This is a genomic window from Solirubrobacter pauli (genome assembly GCF_003633755.1).
Lineage (GTDB): Bacteria > Actinomycetota > Thermoleophilia > Solirubrobacterales > Solirubrobacteraceae > Solirubrobacter > Solirubrobacter pauli.
The window spans coordinates 2,395,387-2,411,335 of the sequence record NZ_RBIL01000002.1; the positions used below are offsets into that span (position 1 = coordinate 2,395,387).

The 15,949-nt window shown below is 72.6% G+C and carries 15 protein-coding genes; 8 read left to right on the forward strand and 7 right to left on the reverse strand.

What is annotated here, in order from left to right; translation table 11 throughout:
- Positions 1-6: 6 nt before the first annotated feature.
- From C8N24_RS30775 to C8N24_RS30785, 3 genes are all read left to right on the forward strand, one after another.
- On the forward strand, positions 7-1,533 hold the full coding sequence (locus tag C8N24_RS30775) for a hypothetical protein (RefSeq protein WP_121257480.1): 1,527 nt from the start codon (positions 7-9) through the stop codon (positions 1,531-1,533).
- 98 nt (positions 1,534-1,631) lie between these two features.
- Complete coding sequence (locus C8N24_RS30780; protein ID WP_121257482.1) at positions 1,632-3,443, forward strand: hypothetical protein; 1,812 nt, start codon at positions 1,632-1,634, stop codon at positions 3,441-3,443.
- A gap of 1 nt (position 3,444) precedes the next feature.
- A complete protein-coding gene (locus C8N24_RS30785; RefSeq protein ID WP_121257484.1) occupies positions 3,445-4,575 on the forward strand; it encodes a hypothetical protein in 1,131 nt (376 codons plus the stop codon).
- Positions 4,576-4,708: 133 nt separating this feature from the next.
- Here the strand turns inward: C8N24_RS30785 and C8N24_RS30790 are convergent, their stop codons facing one another.
- From C8N24_RS30790 to C8N24_RS30800, 3 genes are read right to left on the reverse strand one after another with little or no spacing between them, the layout of a single operon-like run.
- Complete coding sequence (locus C8N24_RS30790) at positions 4,709-5,551, reverse strand: VOC family protein (protein WP_121257486.1); 843 nt, start codon at positions 5,549-5,551, stop codon at positions 4,709-4,711.
- A gap of 38 nt (positions 5,552-5,589) precedes the next feature.
- On the reverse strand, positions 5,590-6,792 hold the full coding sequence (dinB, locus tag C8N24_RS30795; protein WP_121257488.1) for a DNA polymerase IV: 1,203 nt from the start codon (positions 6,790-6,792) through the stop codon (positions 5,590-5,592).
- A 32-nt stretch (positions 6,793-6,824) separates the two neighbouring features.
- A complete protein-coding gene (locus C8N24_RS30800; RefSeq protein WP_245972026.1) occupies positions 6,825-8,063 on the reverse strand; it encodes an MFS transporter in 1,239 nt (412 codons plus the stop codon).
- A 109-nt stretch (positions 8,064-8,172) separates the two neighbouring features.
- On the opposite strand from C8N24_RS30800, the gene C8N24_RS30805 reads away from it, so the two are divergent.
- On the forward strand, positions 8,173-8,493 hold the full coding sequence (locus C8N24_RS30805) for an ArsR/SmtB family transcription factor (RefSeq protein WP_121258159.1): 321 nt from the start codon (positions 8,173-8,175) through the stop codon (positions 8,491-8,493).
- A gap of 42 nt (positions 8,494-8,535) precedes the next feature.
- Positions 8,536-9,705 carry a serine hydrolase domain-containing protein gene (locus C8N24_RS30810; protein ID WP_121257492.1) on the forward strand — a complete coding sequence of 390 codons (1,170 nt, stop codon included), beginning with the start codon at positions 8,536-8,538 and terminating at the stop codon, positions 9,703-9,705.
- Positions 9,706-9,845: 140 nt separating this feature from the next.
- On the opposite strand, the gene C8N24_RS30815 is transcribed toward C8N24_RS30810, so the two are convergent.
- Positions 9,846-11,369, reverse strand: a complete 1,524-nt coding sequence (locus tag C8N24_RS30815; RefSeq protein ID WP_121257494.1) for a DHA2 family efflux MFS transporter permease subunit — start codon at positions 11,367-11,369, stop codon at positions 9,846-9,848.
- A complete protein-coding gene (locus C8N24_RS30820) occupies positions 11,359-11,970 on the reverse strand; it encodes a TetR/AcrR family transcriptional regulator (protein WP_121257496.1) in 612 nt (203 codons plus the stop codon). The genes C8N24_RS30815 and C8N24_RS30820 overlap by 11 nt, the downstream gene beginning before the upstream one ends.
- Positions 11,971-12,017: 47 nt before the next feature.
- Between C8N24_RS30820 and fgd the strand changes: the two genes are divergently transcribed.
- Genes fgd through C8N24_RS30835 form a run of 3 tightly spaced genes read left to right on the forward strand, consistent with a single transcriptional unit; the run spans position 12,018 to position 15,035 of the window.
- Complete coding sequence (gene fgd, locus C8N24_RS30825; RefSeq protein ID WP_121257498.1) at positions 12,018-13,013, forward strand: glucose-6-phosphate dehydrogenase (coenzyme-F420); 996 nt, start codon at positions 12,018-12,020, stop codon at positions 13,011-13,013.
- The gene (locus tag C8N24_RS30830; RefSeq protein ID WP_121257500.1) at positions 13,010-13,894 is read left to right on the forward strand and encodes an SMP-30/gluconolactonase/LRE family protein; all 885 of its coding nucleotides are present in this window, start codon (positions 13,010-13,012) and stop codon (positions 13,892-13,894) included. Before fgd ends, C8N24_RS30830 begins: the two co-directional genes overlap by 4 nt.
- A 4-nt stretch (positions 13,895-13,898) precedes the next feature.
- Positions 13,899-15,035, forward strand: coding sequence for a dipeptidase (locus C8N24_RS30835; protein WP_121257502.1), 1,137 nt, complete (start codon positions 13,899-13,901; stop codon positions 15,033-15,035).
- Here C8N24_RS30835 and C8N24_RS30840 read toward each other — a convergent pair.
- Positions 15,004-15,261 carry a DUF6510 family protein gene (locus tag C8N24_RS30840; protein ID WP_121257504.1) on the reverse strand — a complete coding sequence of 86 codons (258 nt, stop codon included), beginning with the start codon at positions 15,259-15,261 and terminating at the stop codon, positions 15,004-15,006. The genes C8N24_RS30835 and C8N24_RS30840 overlap by 32 nt on opposite strands.
- Positions 15,258-15,941: a ferredoxin reductase gene (locus C8N24_RS30845; RefSeq protein ID WP_121257506.1), complete on the reverse strand. Its 684-nt coding sequence runs from the start codon at positions 15,939-15,941 to the stop codon at positions 15,258-15,260. The genes C8N24_RS30840 and C8N24_RS30845 overlap by 4 nt, the downstream gene beginning before the upstream one ends.
- Positions 15,942-15,949 lie beyond the last annotated feature (8 nt).

Sequence of the window (15,949 nt, forward strand, 5' to 3'; positions counted from 1 at the left end):
CGCGGTGTGCTGACGACCGCGCTGCTCTCCCTCGCCCTCACGCCCTGGGTCCCGGCCGATCCGCCGCGGTTGGAGCCGATCTCCAGCGCCGTGATCGACGAGCACGGGCCGTTCGAGACCCACCTGGCCGCCAACGGCGGCTGGAAGGTCGCGGCCTGGCGTGACTACGACTTCGTGCTGCACGCGGAGGTGACGCGTCCGGACGGCACGGTGCTCGCGCGCGCGCTGGACCGCGACGAGACGGCGCAGCAGCCGGCGGTCGGCATCGACGCGCGCGGGAACGCCTTCGTGGCGTGGGCGAACGGCGATCACGTGCGCACGGCGCGTGGGCCGCGGCTGGCCCGCGGCCCGGCGTTCTCGGACGGGGACACGGTGGACGTCGCGGTCAGCCCGGGCGGTCGTACGCTGCTGAGCTGGAGCGGCCGGCACGGCGTCTTCGCGCAGCTCGACGGCGGCGCGCCGCAGCAGGTCGGCGACGGTGGCGCCTCGGAGCTGCAGAGCGCGATCAACGACGCGGGGGCAGCCGTCCTCGCGAGCCATTCCTTCACGCCCGACGGCGTCTGGCTGCTCGACCGCGCGCCGGACGGCCCGTGGACGGCGGAGCGCGACGTCTCCGGCGACCACCAGATCCCGTTCCCGGCGGACGACAACGACCCGACGGCACGCTGGCTGTCCACGGCGATCAGCGCCGACGGACGCGCCGTGCTGGCGTGGGGCTCCCCGCGCGGGAAGACCGCGCAGGTGTACGGCGTGGCCGGCCGCGCGGGGGACCACTGGGACGCGGTGCAGCGGCTCTCCTCACCGGTCCTCGACGGGTACGGCGCCGACGCCGGGCTCGACGCCGCCGGCGATCCGGTCGTCACGTGGCAGGAGGAAGCACGGCCGCGCGGCGCGAAGCCGGTCGCGGGCGCGGTGCCGGACACGACGCCGCTCACCGTCGCCGCCCGTCTGGTCGAGCGGCTCGCGCCGGTCCGCACCGGCAACGTCCACGTGTCCGCCCGCGTGCGCTGCTCGAAGGCCTGCAGCGCGCGGCTGCAGTGGGCCGGCCTCTGGAACGGGCCCTGGTACGGGGAGCCAGTCGAGCTGCCGCCGGGCGTGACCAAGGCCGTGCGGCTGACCGCGGGCGACGAGCGCTTCCTCTCCCCGCGCCACTCCGGCCGGCTCCGCGTCACGCTGGTGGTCACGGACCGGGCCGGCAACGTCTTCCGGCAGCCGCGCACCTACCGCCTGAAGGTCGTCCGGCCGCCGCTGCGGTCGTTCCGCGTCGGTCCCTCGCACTCGTTCGAGATGTTCACGCGCGCAGGCGACCGGGCCGTCGGTCGCCTGGTGAACGCGCTGCTCGACGGACTGGCGGACAACACGATCAAGTCCGAGCGGGCGTTGCGCGCCCGCTGGCTGGCCGGAGCCGCGGCGCTCGAGCGGGCCGGGTACGAGGAGATCCACGACACCGAGGTCGGCGACGCCATCTACGTCGTCGTGCGCCGGCCGTTCGCGCTCGCCGGCTACAGCGCCGAGGCGGTGCTCTCCGGGTGACCGCCCGCGCGCACGCTACGGCGGTCGCGGTCGTCCGGTTCGGCACCCGCCACGCGCATCGGTGTGTGCGGGTTCGCCGGGCGGGTACTGCCCAGGCCGTGCGCCTCGTGATCGCCGCCGTCGCCTCCTGGCTCCTGCTCGCGGGACCCGCGCGGGCCGACGTCTTCGTGCCCGCCGACCCGCGGTTCCCGTTCGGTGGCGACTGCGTCGGCGCCGCGGGTGACGTCTTCGCGGTCGGCCGCAGCCTCGTCGACGGGTGGACCGTCCAGGGCACGGCAGGCAGCGACACGGTCCAGAGCCTCCTCGGCGACGACGCCGGCCGGCCGGTCACCTGTCCGGCCGTGGCCGCCGCGCCGGACGGCACCGCCGCGGTCACCTCCTTCACGACGGGCGTCGCACGGCTCGCGATCCGCCGCCCGGGCGCGACGTTCGGCGCCCCCACGCCGCTCGGCCGGGTGACGTGGCCGCCCGCCGTGGCCGCCGCGCCGGGCGGCTGGATCGCGGTCGCGTGGACGCGCCAGGCGACCGGTTCGCTCGACAGCACCTTGACCGTGCTCGTGATCCCGCCGTCCGGGCGCCCGGTGAAGACCGTGCTCGCCCGGGGCCAGGCGATCGGTCGGCCGCGCGTGGCGATCGCTCCCGACGGCACGGCCGCGGTGGCGTGGAGCACGTCGCGGCCGCGGTCGACCCGGTTCGTCGCCGACCTCCGCGGCGGCGCGTGGAGCGCGCCCGCCGAGCTGCCGGGCGGCTCGGGCTCGGGCACCGGCGCCGGCGTCGCCCTGGCGATGGCGCCGGGCGGACGTCGTCTGCTCGCCTGGGCGGCCGGCGATGGCATCCGCGTCCAGGTCGACGGCGAGCCGGCCGCGACCGTGGCGCCGGTGGGTGACGGCAGCGAGCTGGCGGCAGCACTGGCCGACGACGGTGCGGCGGTCGTCGCCTTCACGGACGGCGCGGACGTCGTCCGCGCGGTCGACCGCGGGCCCGGCGGCGCGTGGTCGGCGCCCCACCAGCTGTCCGTTCCGGGGCACGGGACGTCGGTGGACGGTGGGCTCGAAGCGATCCTCGCGCCGGGCGGGCGCGCCGTGGTCGCGTGGCCGGTGGCGCGGCGGCTGGCGGCCGTCAGCGGGCCGGCCGGCGGCACATGGGACGTCGCGGCCCTCGTGTCCCCGGTCACGCGTGACGTCGCCGCGTTCGACCTCACCCACGACGCCGCGGGCGAGCCGTGGTTGCTGTGGATCGAGCCGGACCACGCCGGTGGCGGCGGTCCGGTGCGCGGCGCGCGCCTGGCCGCGAGCGCGCCCGCCGACACGACCCCGCCCACGTTCACCGTCAGCGTGCCACGCAAGCTGCCCGCGACGCGGAACGCGCTCACGCTCGACATCCCGATCACCATCCGCTGCGACGAGCCCTGCGACGTGCGCGCCGGCTTCACCCGCGACGCCTATTCCGCGTACGCGCTGCGGGCGAACCAGCGGACGACCTTCCACCTGGACGGCCGGTCGGAGCGAGAGACGCTGCTGTCGCGGCCCGGGCAGCGCGCGCTGCGCTTCACGGTCACCGTGAGTGACCGCGCCGGCAACGTGGCCGCGCGCCGGCGTGTGAGCGTGCCGATCTCCATCCGCCCGGCGTCGTTGCGATCCTTCAAGGTACCCGCGAGCTACGACTTCGGGCTGCTGAGCCGCGCCGGCAACCGGGACGCCGTCCGCTTCGTCAACGGCTACATCGAAGCGCTGGCCGCCCGTCGGCTGCGCACCACCGGCCAGCTGAGGGCCGCGCTCGACCGTGGCTTCGCCCGCCTCGAGCGCGACCACGAGGAAGCGGCCGGCGGACCCGTCCACAGCGCGATCTACGACGTGCTCGCCGTGCCGATCCGGCGCGCCGGCTTCGACCCCGACCGAATCTTCGGCTGACATGCTCGCCGCGCTGCTCGCCACGACCCTCGCGCTGCCGATCAGCGCCACGTGCGCCGACACCGACGGGGACACCATCGCCATCACCCGCGACACGCCGGCCGGCTGGGTCATCGAGACGAGCACCGCGGGCGGCCGGTGGGAACGCGTGCTCGGCCCGACCACACGGACCGGCGCCGGCTGCGCGAAGATCGCCGCCGCGAGCGACGGGACCCTCGTCCTGGCCCGCGGTGATCAGGACCGCTCGCAGGTGCGCGTCCGGCGCCCCGGCGGGACGTTCGGCCTGCCCACGAACGTCCGCCACCGCGAGGGCGCGCTGCACCTCGCCGCCGCGCCGGGCGGGCAGGTCGCGATGCTCTGGAACGACTGGCGGGGCACCTCGGGCGACGTCTTCGCACGGGTCGGCGGCACGACGACGCGCCTCGCCCGGGTGCGCTCGTTCGGGCCGCTCGGCCTCACGCTCGCGCCCGACGGAACCGCCACCGCCGTGTGGAACGAGTCCGAGCCGGCGAGCAAGCAGGTCGCCGAGTTCCGCGCCGGCCATTGGGGTCGCCCGGTTGAGCTCTACTCCGGCCGCCACAACGGCTGGTCCGACAGCGGCGTCGCCCTGGCCCAGGCCCCGAACGGCCGCCGCCGACTCCTCGCCTGGATGGGCGCCCGCCGCCTGCGCGTGAGCGTGGCCGGCGAACCCACCCGCACGGTCGCGGAGCCTCGCGTTCGCCACTTGTCGGTCGAGATCACCGCGAGCCGCCGCTCTGTCGTCGAACCCTGGTCCGTCGAGGCGATCAGGAGCGCGCTGGCCGACGACGGCTCCGCCGCGGTCGTGTACGAGACCCCCGATGGCCTCTTCGCCGTCACGCGCGGCCCGGACCGCGCCTGGTCGCCCCCGCACGTGCTGGTCCGGGGAGCGTTGGAGCACCGGGACACCGCCCGCGTCGCCGTCGCCGCGGGCGGCCGGACGCGGGTGACCTGGCTCCCCGGTGACGGGAGCATCGTCGCCGCCGCCCGCGACGCCGACGGGCGCTGGGACACACCGGCCGTGCTCTCGCCGCCGCGCGAGGACGCAGCCACGCCGCACCTGGCCGCCGGCCACGTCGTGTGGACCGCCGACGGCACGTTGCACATCCGGTAGCTCCCGCGCCGGCGCCGCTGCCGGCGCCGATGTCGGGGCCCCGCCTCGTCGCCCACCGACGGCGCCGCGCTCGCCGGCCGCCGCGTGCGCCCGCCGTAGGCGCTTCACCCACCCGTCCGCGCGGCGACGTGCGCTACGTGGGCGGCTTGAACTGGCCGGCCGTGAAGGTCGCTCCGTCGGGGTCGCGCAGCACGGCGATCCGTTGCCAGGGGATGTCGAACGGCTCGACGAGCACTTCCCCGCCGAGCTCGCGGGCCCGCGTGGCGGCCTCGTCCGCGTCGGCGACGCTGAAGGTGACGTGCCAGCGCGGGCCGCCCTTGTCCAAGGGCTCGAACCACGCGACCGTGTCGGTGAAGCGGGGCGGCGCGCCGCCCTGCGCGTGGCGGGCGCGGACGCCGGGGTCGATGGTCTCCAGGTAGTCGCCGTACTGCGGCACGACCACAGTGATCGACGTCTCTCCGCCCACCTCGAGCGCGTCGAACTCCCACGGGAACACCGCGCCGTAGAACCGCTGCGCGGCCTCCACGTCGGCGGTGACGAGGTTCGACCAGTTCCACGTGCCGGGCGCGTTGACCACCTCGGCGCCGATGTGCGTGTCCGCCTGCCAGACCGCGAACGTCGCACCCTCGGGGTCGGCGCACATCGCCATCCGGCCGGCGTCGAGCACGTCGTGCGGCTCGACGAGCACCCGACCGCCCGCCGCGCGCACGCGCTCGGCCGCCTCGTCGGCGCGGTCGACGGCGATGTACGTCGTCCACCCCACACCCTCGACTCCGTTGTCCCAGGAGCCGATCGCGGCGACCAGCCCGCCGTCCACCTTCGCCTCGAAGTACGTCTCCGCGGACCCGGGCGGCATCTGGTCGGCCAGCTCCCAGCCGAGCACACCGCTGTAGAACGCGACCGCCGCCTCCGTCTCTGGACGAGCGCTGTCGATCCAGCAGGGCACTCCGGCGGGGTATCGGGTTCGCTTGGGCATGTGGGCACCGTATGGGTCGTCGCGGTCATGTCCTGGCCTCAATCGGGGAGCAGCGGCATCGCGATCCCGGGGTCCCGGCCGACAAGCACCCCGCGCGTGATCGACGCGCCGCCGAAGCGGTCACGCACGTCGTCCACGGCCGCGTCCAGACGTGAGGCCTTGGTCTCGTCCAGCGGCAGCGCGAGCTGCACGGCGTCGGCGTCCTCGAGGTTGGTCAACGACAGGCCGAGCAGGGTCACGCCCTCGCGCTCGATCGTCGGCATCGCGCCCGCGAGCAGCTCGCGCGCGGCGGCGAGGATGGGCCGCGTGTCGGCGGTCGGCGCACCGAGCGTCTGCGAGCGCGTCGCGCGCGAGAAGTCGTCGAAGCGCAGCCGCAGGATGATCGTCCGGCACACCCGCTGCGCGGCGCGCAGCCGGCGCCCGATCCGGTCCACGAGCGCGACCAGCGTCGCGTCCAGCGCCTCCGGCGTCTTCGGGCCGCGCCGTCCGAGCGCGCGCTGGCCGCCGATCGAGCGGCGCCGCACCCCCGTCCGCACCCGCCGGGCGTCCCGCCCGTTCGCGAGCGCGTGCAGCTGGCGCCCCGCGGCCTTGCCGACGAGCGAGACGAGCAGCTCCTCCGGCAAGGCGGCCACCTGCGCGACCGTCGTGATCCCGCGCGCGTGCAGCTTGCCCGCGGTGACCTTGCCCACGCCCCACAGCGCCTCCACCGGCAACGGGTGCAGGAACGCCAGCTCGCCGTCCACCGGCACCACGAGCAGCCCGTCCGGCTTGGCCTGCGCCGAAGCGACCTTCGCCAGGAACTTCGTGCGCGCGACGCCGACCGTGATCGGCAGCCCGACCTTGTCGCGCACCCGCACGCGGAGACGCGCGGCGATCTCGGCCGGCGTGCCCGCGATCTTCTCCATCCCGCTCACGTCGAGGAACGCCTCGTCGATCGAGAGGCCTTCGACGAGCGGGGACGTGTCGTCGAAGATCTTGAAGACCGCCTTGCTGGCCTTCGTGTAGGCGTCGAACCGGCCCGGCACGAACAGCAGGTCCGGACACAGCTCCTTCGCCTGGCGCCCGCCCATCCCGCCGGCGACGCCGAAGGCCTTCGCCTCGTAGGACGCCGCCAGCACGACGCCACCGCCGACCGCGATCGGCCGGCCCCGGAGCCGCGGATCGTCGCGTTGCTCGACCGACGCGAAGAACGAGTCGAGGTCAGCGTGGAGGATGGTTCCGTCCGCCATGGGCACGAACATACGTTCGCATCATGGGCGGACGGAACTGCACCTCAGGCAAAGGCGACGCGAGCCACCGGGCGCGTGCGGTACGCCTCGAACGCCACCACGAGCGCGAGCCCGGCGATGATCGAGCCGAAGATCTCGAACGTCGCCTGCAGCCCCAGCGACGTCACGACGGAGCCGGCGACGATCGCCGGGACCGAGATGGCCAGGTAGGCGACGATGTAGAAGGACGACATCACCGCCGCCCGGTGCTCGTGCGGGATGGCGACCGACAGCGCCCGGAGCGCGCCGAGGAACGCGACGCCGAACCCGCCGCCGCCGATGATCGCGCCCGCCCAGAACAGCCCCGCCGACTCCGCGGCCGCGGACAGGACGATCAGCACCATGCCGGCCGCGAGCGCGAGCGAGCCGAAAGCCGCGCCGGCCCACGGCGCGGTCCGCCCGAACAGCAGCTGCGCCGCGGCGCCCGACCCGGCGAGGGCGAAGATGCTCAGCCCCACCACGAGGTGGTTGGGCGTGTGGAACAGCGTCGCCGCGAGCTGCGGCCCGAGGGACAGAAACAACCCGCCGATCGACCACGAGGAGACCACGCCGAGCGCGGCGAGCAGGAAGGGCCGCCGCACGACGGGCGGGATGCTCGGCCGCTGCGGGGTGAGCCGCGGCCGACGACGGTCCGCGATCGGCTCGGGCATCAGCACCGCACCCACGAAGGCGACCGCGAACAGCATCAGCAGCGCCACGTACGGGAGCACCCGCGGCGCGGGCGCGTACTCGACGAGCGCCGACGACACCAGCACGCCGAGCCCCATGCCGCCGGCGCTCACGACACCGTTGGTGAGCCCGACGCCCGCCGGATCACGCCGGGGGTGCAGGTCGAGCAAGGCGGCGCTGGCCGCGCCGAGCGCCAGCCCGGTCGCAAGCCCCTGGAGACCACGCGCCACGAACAGCCACACGACCGAGTCAGCGACCATGAACAGCAGGGCGGTCAGCAGCAACGCGCCGAGCGCGACGATCAGGACGGGGCGCCTCCCCCACTCGTCGCTGACACGACCGGCGAGCAGCAGGGCGAGCAGGACGCCGAACGCGTACGTCGCGTACACGAGCGTGAGCACCACCGACGAGAACCCCCAGAGCGCGCGGTACTCGGCGTACAGCGGCGAGGGCGTGCTCGAGGCGAACAACGCGAGCCCGATCACGGCGGCGACCAGAGCGTACGCGAGCCGCGGCGAGAGCGTGCGCCGCGCCGGCCGCGCGCCGCCGCTCGGCTCCACGGCGGCGCTGAGCACGGCGCGATCAGGAGACGGTGGCGAAGACTGACTCGAGGTGGACATGGGACACCTGCCCTCTTTCGGTATTTCCAAAGTCATCGAACTATCGAAGTTGTACCATATGGGCATGCCCGCCACGCCGACCCGCGACCGGATCGCTCATCCGGACACGTCCGCGCTCGACCTGGCCGCGATCATGCGCGCGGCGGGCGACCCGGTGCGGCTGGAGATCGTCCGGATGCTCGGCGACGGTGGCGAGCACCTGTGCGGCGAGCTCAGCCAGGCGCTGGCGATCCCGACGTCCACCGGCAGCTACCACCTGAAGCTGCTGCGGGAGGCGGGCATCACGCGCACACGTGCGGTGGGCACGCAGCGGCTCATCAGCCTGCGCACGGACGACCTGGAGTCCCGCTTCCCGGGACTGGTGGGCGTTCTCACCTCCAGCTGAGACACTTCCCGTCGAGCGCATCCGACGGGGAGGAGAGCCCACATGAGCACCATCACCGGGACACGGGTCGACGAGGTGCTGCGCACCGCCGTCGAATCCGGGACCGTGCCGAACGTCGTCGCCACCGCCGCCGATGCGGACGGCCCGATCTACGAGGGAGCGTTCGGCCCGAAAGCCGTCGGCAAGCCCGCCCCGGTGACGGTCGACACGCTCTACCGGATCGCGTCGATGACCAAGATGGTCACGACGGTCGCGGCGCTGCAGCTCGTCGAGCGCGGGGACTTGGACCTGGACGAAGCGGTCCCGAAGTACCGCCCGGAGTTCGCGGACCTGCAGATCCTGGACGGGTGGGACGGCGACGAGCCGCGCCTACGGGACCCGAAGACGTTCGCCACGGTCCGCCAGCTCGTCGCGCACACGTCCGGGCTCGGCTACTGGTTCTGGAACGCGGACCTGGTGCGATGGGAGGCGAAGACCGGCACGGGCAACACGCTGGCCGGCACCAAGGACGCGTTCACGGCGCCGCTGGTCGCCGAGCCGGGCGCACAGGTCGAGTACGGCACGAACACGGACTGGCTCGGGCTGGTCGTGGAGGCCGTGTCGGGCCAGCCGCTGGACGCCTACTTCGACGAGCACATCCTCGGCCCGCTGGGCATGGCGCAGGCCACCTTCCACCCCACCGAGCAGCAGCGCGAGAACCTCGTCGCCGTCCACCTGCACGACGAGCAGACCGGTGCCTGGAACGCCAGCTCGGTGGACTGGAACACCGCGCCCGACTGGTGGGCCGGCGGCCACGGGCTCTACTGCCCGCCGAGCGAGTACCTGCGGTTCCAGCGCATGCTGCTCAACAACGGCACGCTCGACGGCGCGAAGATCCTCGAGGCCACCACCGTCGAGGACGCCTTCGCCAACCAGATCGGCGACCTCGACTGGCCCGCCGCGATCGCCACCGCGGAGCCGGTGACCACTGCCGACTTCAACGCCGGCCCGGGCTACAAGTTCGGCCTCGGCCTGCTGCGCAACACCGAGGACATCCCGGGCATGCGCCGCGCCGGCAGCGGCGCCTGGGCGGGCATCTTCAACACCCACTTCTGGGTGGACCGCACGGCGGGCATCACCGGCGCCGTGTACACCCAGACCCTCCCGTTCGTCGAGCCCGAGGTCTTCCAGGTCTACGTCGACTTCGAGCGCGCGCTGTACGAGGCGCTCTAGCCATTAACGACGAACGGCGCCGCTGGGGAAAGCGGCGCCGTCGTGGACGTACGGTGCCGCCTGGACGTGCGGCACCCCGAGGATCGGTCGGCGCCCACGAGCCGTGGGCGCCGACCGTTCGTGTCGGTCTTGAAAGGCTCCTACGCGTGCATGAGGACGGGCGCGGCGGTGCCGTCCTCTTCCTCGCCGTCGACGGGCTTCGGCTTCCTGCGCGGGAGCAGGAAGGCCGCGAGCAGGGCCGGGATGATCAGGGCGGTCGCCCACCAGAAGGTGTGCGTGAACGCGCCGGTCATGAGGTCGCGGACCTCGAGCGGGAGGTTGGCGCCGGTGCCACCGAGGCCGGTCTCCGCGCTGCCACCCTCGCCACCACCGGGGAGGCGGTCCTTGAGCGCCACGGTGAGGATCACGGACATGACCGCGGTGCCGATCGAGGCGCCGACCTGCTGGATGATGTTCAGCGACGTCGAGGCCTTGGCGACCTGGATCTTGCGCAGCGTCTGCAGCGCGCCGGTCATGAGCGGCATCATCGTGAAGCCCATGCCGATGCCCTGGAAGAACAGGATCGCGCTGAGGGTCCAGTAGGACGTGTCGCCCGTCAGCTGGGTCAGCCCGAGGAACGTGATGCCGATGACGATCAGGCCCGGGATGACGAGCTTGCCGATGCCGGTCTTGTCCGCGAGCTGGCCCGCGATCGGCATCGCGATCATCGCGCCGATGCCCTGCGGGGCGAGCAGCAGGCCGGAGTCGAACGCCGACTCACCGCGCACCGCCTGCAGGTACAGCGGCAGCAGCAGCATCGCGCCGAAGACCGAGATGATCATCAGCATCAGCGTGCCGGAGGCGACCGCGTAGGTGCGGTTCTTGAAGAGGCGCAGGTCGATCAGCGCATGCGGGGTGCGCAGCGCGTGCAGCACGAAGCCGATCAGCAGCGCGAAGCCGATGAGCATCGGGCCGAGCACCATCGCGTGGCCGAACCCACCTTCGGAGGCGGACTCGGCGAGGCCGTAGATGGCCAACGCGAGACCGGGCGACAGCAGCGCCAGGCCGAGGACGTCGAAGCGCTCGCCGGCCTGCGGCTCGTCCTTCGGGAGGATGCGCAGGGACAGGAAGAACGCGACCGCGCCGATCGGCAGGTTGATGAAGAAGATCCAGCGCCAGGAGAAGTCGTCGACGAGCCAACCACCGAGGATCGGGCCGAGGATCGGGCCCAGCATCATCGGCACGCCGATGATCGCCATCACGCGGCCGACGCGGCCTGGGCCCGCCGCACGCGTGAGGATGGTCATGCCGGCCGGCATCAGCATGCCGCCACCGAGACCCTGCAGGACGCGGAAGAAGATCAGCGACTCGGCCGACCAGGCGGCGCCGCACAACGCGCTGCCGGCGACGAACAGCGTGATCGCGAGGATGTAGAGGCGCTTGGTGCCGAACCGGTCAGCGGCCCAGCCGGTGATCGGGATCACCGAAGCCAGGGCGAGCGTATAACCGGTGACGATCCACTGGATCGTCGCGAGATCGGTCTCGAAGTCACGCGACAGCGTGTTGATCGCGACGTTGACGACGGTCGTGTCGAGGATCGACATGATCGCGCCGAGCACCACGACGCTCGCGATCGCGAGCAGCTTGCGGTCGAGCCCTTCTTCGGGCTTGGCTTCAGACGACATGGGGAGCTTGTTCCTTCGTGCTGTAGAGAATGGGGAGCAGGACCCGGTCGACGAGCTCCTCGACGAACGCGTCGTCGATCGCCTCGCCGCGGATCAGGGACCGGGTGAAGATGATGGAACCCGGGATGTCGACGAACAGTGGGGTTACCTCGCCATCGATCTCGCCGCGCTCGGCGGCCCGCGCGAGCAAGGATTCGAATCTCTTCTGCTCGTCGCAGATGACCTCTTCGCGGAAGATGGCCTCGAGCTCCGGGCTGGACTGCAGCTGCATGATCAGCCCGGCGGCGATGTGCGGGTCGAACCCCTGCGTGGCACGCCCGATGTAGGCGACGAGGTCACCGCGCAACGTGCCCGTGTCGGGCACCGCGTCGCCGTCCTCGTGCTTGGAGCGGATCGCGTCGACGATGATCTCCGCCTTGCCACCCGGCCAGCGGCGGTAGATCGTCGGCTTGCTCACGCCCGCGCGGGACGCGAGCGCGTCGACCGTCATGCGGTCGTACCCCACCTCGGCGACGAGCGCCATCGCCGCCATGAGGATGGCCTCACGGCGCCGCGGGTCCCGCGGGCGGCCGCGGTGGGGAGCGTCAACATCCACACTCATGTTTACGACACAGTATCGTAAATCTTGAGAGGGGTAGTGTCCCCGCTGTGACTTCCCTCACGCTCGGCTACAAGGCGTCCAACGAGCAGTTCGCTCCGCAGGAGCTGCTCGCGCTGACCCAGCACGCGGAGGCGCGCGGCTTCGAGGTCGCGGGCGTCTCCGACCACCTCCAGCCGTGGCGCCACAACGGCGGCCACGCGCCCGCCGTCCTGCCCTGGCTCGGCGCCGCCGCGGCGACCACCAGCTCGATCACGCTCGGCACGTCGGTGCTCACGCCGACGATGCGCTACCACCCGGCGATCGTCGCGCAGGCCTTCGCCACGCTCGCCTGCCTCGCGCCCAACCGGATCTTCCTCGGCGTCGGCACCGGCGAGGCGATGAACGAGACGCCGATCACCGGCGGCGAGTTCCCCGGCCGCAAGGAGCGCCGGCTGAAGATGGCCGAGGCGATCAAGGTCATTAAGCAGCTCTGGGCCGAGGAGCGCGTCGACTTCGAGGGCGAGTACTACAAGCTGCGCCGCGCCACGATCTACGACCGGCCCGAGATCCCGGTGCCGATCTACGTCGCCGCGTCGGGCCCGGTCGCCGCGAAGCTCGCGGGCCGTGTCGGCGACGGCTTCATCTGCACGTCCGGCAAGGACCCGCAGCTGTACGTCGACCTGCTCGACAACGTCAAGGAAGGCGCGGAGAAGGCGGGCCGCGACTACGAGTCGATCAAGCGCATGATCGAGATCAAGGTCTCATACGACCGCGACGCCAAGGTCGCCGAGGAGGCCACGCACTGGTGGGCCGCGCTCGCGCTCACGCCCGAGGAGAAGGAAGGCGTCGAGGACCCGGTCGAGATGGAGCGTCTGGCCGACAACGCGCTCGACCGCGCCCACACGCGGTTCATCGTGTCCGACGACCCGCAGGAGGTCGCCGACAAGATCCAGCCGTATATCGACCTCGGCTTCACCGAGCTGGTCTTCCACTTCCCCGGCAACGACCAGCGCCGGTACATCGACGAGTTCGCGCAGGACGTCTTCCCCCTCCTCAAGAAATGACCTTCGAGCAACTCGACGAGCGCTTCAAGCCGCTCCACAAGCCGACCGCCAAGCTGGACCACCTGTACGAGGGCTGCCGCTGGGCCGAGGGTCCCGCCTACTTCCCCGCGCACCGTGCGCTCGTGTGGTCGGACATCCCGAACAACCGCATCCTGCGCTTCGACGAGGCCACGAACGAGGTCGGCGTCTTCCGCCATCCGTCGGGATACACCAACGGCCACACCGTGGACCCGCAGGGGCGACTGGTCTCGGCCGAGCACGGCGCGCGCCGTGTGACGCGCACCGAGCACGACGGCACGATCACCGTGCTCGCCGACTCCTACGACGGCAAGCGCTTGAACTCACCCAACGACGTCGTCGTCCGCTCCGACGGGTCGATCTACTTCAGCGACCCGAGCTACGGCATCGAGGGCTACTACGAGGGCTTCGCCGCCGAGCCCGAGCAGGCCGGCCAGTACCTCTTCCGGCTGGACCCGATCACCGGCACGCTGAGCATCGCGGCCGACGACATGCAGCGCCCGAACGGGCTCGCGTTCTCGACCGACGAGCGCGTGCTCTACGTGTCGGACACCGGCAACAAGACCATGCGCGCGTACGACGTCGCCGACGACGGCACGCTCACCAACAGCCGCGAGTTCGCCAAGTGCACCGTCGGCGGCTTCGACGGCTTCCGGCTCGACGAGCGGGGTCACATCTGGTCGAGCGCCGGCGACGGCGTCCACGTCCTGCACCCCGACGGCACGCTGATCGGCAAGGTCAAGGTGCCCGAGGGCGTCGCCAACGTCGCGTGGGGCGGCTACAAGCGCAACCGGCTGTACATCTGCGCGACGACGTCGCTCTACGCGATCTTGCTTCCCGTGCGCGGAGCGAAGACGATGTAGCTCGATGGTCGACCTCCACGTCCATTACCCGATGCATCTGCTGGGTGGCGTGGAGGCTCCGCGTGACGTCGCCCGCAAGATGCTGCGGGTCACCGAGCGCGACGAGGGGAAGATCCGCGCGGCGGTGCTGAACATCGCCGCGCGGCTGTTCAACTTCCGCCATTGGGACGGCACGTGGCGGGTCTCCGTCCCGCTGCTGCAGCAGGGCGGCGTGACCGTCGCCTGCAGCGTCCTCTACCGGCCGTTCAGCGAGATGGACCTGGACGAGCCGTACGGCGCACCGCCGGAGAGCGCCTACTACGACCGCCTGATCGAGCTGCTCGACGCGACCGAGCGCGACGTCATCGCCCGCGGGCACGTCGTCGTGAAGACCGCCGACGACCTCGAGCGAGCGCAGCGCACCGGCAAGATCGCCTTCGTCCACTGCATCGAGGGCGGCTTCCACCTCGGGGCCACGCCGGAGGAGGTCACGCGTCACGTCCACGAGCTGGCCGCCCGCGGCGTCCTCTACATCACGCTCGCGCACCTGTTCTGGCGCCGCGTCGCCACCAACGCGCCCGCGCTCCCGTTCCTGCCCGACGCGCTCTACAACCTACTCTTCCCGCAGTCGGGCGTGCCGCCGCTCACGGACCTGGGCGTCGCGGCCGTCAAGGCGTGCGACGCGAGCGGGATCGTCGTCGACCTCAGCCACATGCGCGAGGACGCGATCGACGCCACGTTCGCGCTCCTCGGCGACGGCGCGCAGGTGATGGCGAGCCACGCCGGCTACCGCTTCGGCTCACAGCACTACAACCTGGACGAGTCCACGCTCGCCCGGATCAAGGCCCGCGACGGCGTCGTCGGCCTCATCCTCGCCCAGCACCAGCTCAACGACGGCGTGCGCCGCACCAACACGAAGCGCCTGACCGACACGATGGACGTCATCGACCGGCACATCGCCGCGATCGGCCCGGACCACGTCGCGATCGGCTCCGACCTCGACGGGTTCATCAAGCCGACCATGGGCGGCGTGGAGTCGGCGGCGGACCTCGCGCCGCTCGCGGCCATGCTGCGCGCCCGCCACCCCGAGGCGGCGGACCGCATCCTGGAAGGCAACGCGCTGCGCGTGATCAGGCGGCGCTTCGCCAGCGCAGCAGGCTGACGCCGCGCATGTCGAGCCGCGTCTCCCCCGGCGTGCGCATCAGCCGCAGCAGCACGCTGTCGCATTCAGGGCAGCGCAGCACCTCCCCCATGCCCTCGTAGACCATCACGGTGGCGACCGGGCCGCTCACCCCACAGCCCGCGCACGTGGCGACGGCGCCGGAGAGGTCGCCGGTGAAGACGGCCGACAGGTCGCCGGCCACTGCGTTCCCGTCCAGATGGGTCATCCGAACCGCTCCGTTCTGATGTTCGCCGCGTCGTGCCCGAGCGCGACGAGGTCGTTGGCGACGGATTCCACGAAGGCGGTCGGCCCGCACACGTACACGCGCGGTCCGGGCGCACCCGCCCACTCGCGCAGCATGGCGTAGTCGACGCGGCGCGTGTAGCCCGTCCACTCGCGTGGTGCCCAGCGCGTGTAGGTGAAGGTGACCTCGCTCGCGTGCTTGGACAGCTCCTCGTGGTAGAGGACGTCGTCGGGCTCGCGCGCGGACACGAGCAGCCGCGCGGGCGCACCGGCGCGCAGCATCGACATCAGCGGCACCAGCCCGGAGCCACCGCCGATCATCAGCACCTCGCCGGCCATCTCCGGCTCCCACACGAACCAGCCGCCGAACGGGCCGCGGACCTCGAAGACGTCGTCCTCACGCGCGACGCTGACCATCCAGGGCGACACCTCGCCCATGTCGACCTCGACGACGGTGATCTGCGGCGGCCCGTCCGCGGGCGCGCTCGCGATCGAGTACCGGCGCTGCGCCTGGTAGCCGTCCTCCGCCGTGAGCCGCACGTCCACGTGCTGGCCGGCGCGGTGGCCGTGCCAGTCGGGGACGTCGAGCGTCATCGTGGCCGCGCGCGGCGTCTCCGGCCGGATGCGCGCCACGGTTGCTTGTCGCCAGTCGGTCGCCGCCATGTGCGGCG

What these genes read in the sequence shown, in the direction of transcription:
- dinB (WP_121257488.1), bottom strand. Translation starts at nt 6,792, where the DNA reads ATGTTCGTGCCCATGGCGGACGGAACCATCCTCCACGCTGACCTCGAC.
- C8N24_RS30810 (WP_121257492.1), top strand. Translation starts at nt 8,536, where the DNA reads ATGAGCACCATCACCGGGACACGGGTCGACGAGGTGCTGCGCACCGCC.
- C8N24_RS30830 (WP_121257500.1), top strand. Translation starts at nt 13,010, where the DNA reads ATGACCTTCGAGCAACTCGACGAGCGCTTCAAGCCGCTCCACAAGCCG.
- C8N24_RS30785 (WP_121257484.1), top strand. Translation starts at nt 3,445, where the DNA reads ATGCTCGCCGCGCTGCTCGCCACGACCCTCGCGCTGCCGATCAGCGCC.
- C8N24_RS30835 (WP_121257502.1), top strand. Translation starts at nt 13,899, where the DNA reads ATGGTCGACCTCCACGTCCATTACCCGATGCATCTGCTGGGTGGCGTG.
- C8N24_RS30815 (WP_121257494.1), bottom strand. Translation starts at nt 11,369, where the DNA reads ATGTCGTCTGAAGCCAAGCCCGAAGAAGGGCTCGACCGCAAGCTGCTC.
- C8N24_RS30820 (WP_121257496.1), bottom strand. Translation starts at nt 11,970, where the DNA reads ATGAGTGTGGATGTTGACGCTCCCCACCGCGGCCGCCCGCGGGACCCG.
- C8N24_RS30840 (WP_121257504.1), bottom strand. Translation starts at nt 15,261, where the DNA reads ATGACCCATCTGGACGGGAACGCAGTGGCCGGCGACCTGTCGGCCGTC.
- C8N24_RS30845 (WP_121257506.1), bottom strand. Translation starts at nt 15,941, where the DNA reads ATGGCGGCGACCGACTGGCGACAAGCAACCGTGGCGCGCATCCGGCCG.
- C8N24_RS30805 (WP_121258159.1), top strand. Translation starts at nt 8,173, where the DNA reads ATGCCCGCCACGCCGACCCGCGACCGGATCGCTCATCCGGACACGTCC.
- C8N24_RS30790 (WP_121257486.1), bottom strand. Translation starts at nt 5,551, where the DNA reads ATGCCCAAGCGAACCCGATACCCCGCCGGAGTGCCCTGCTGGATCGAC.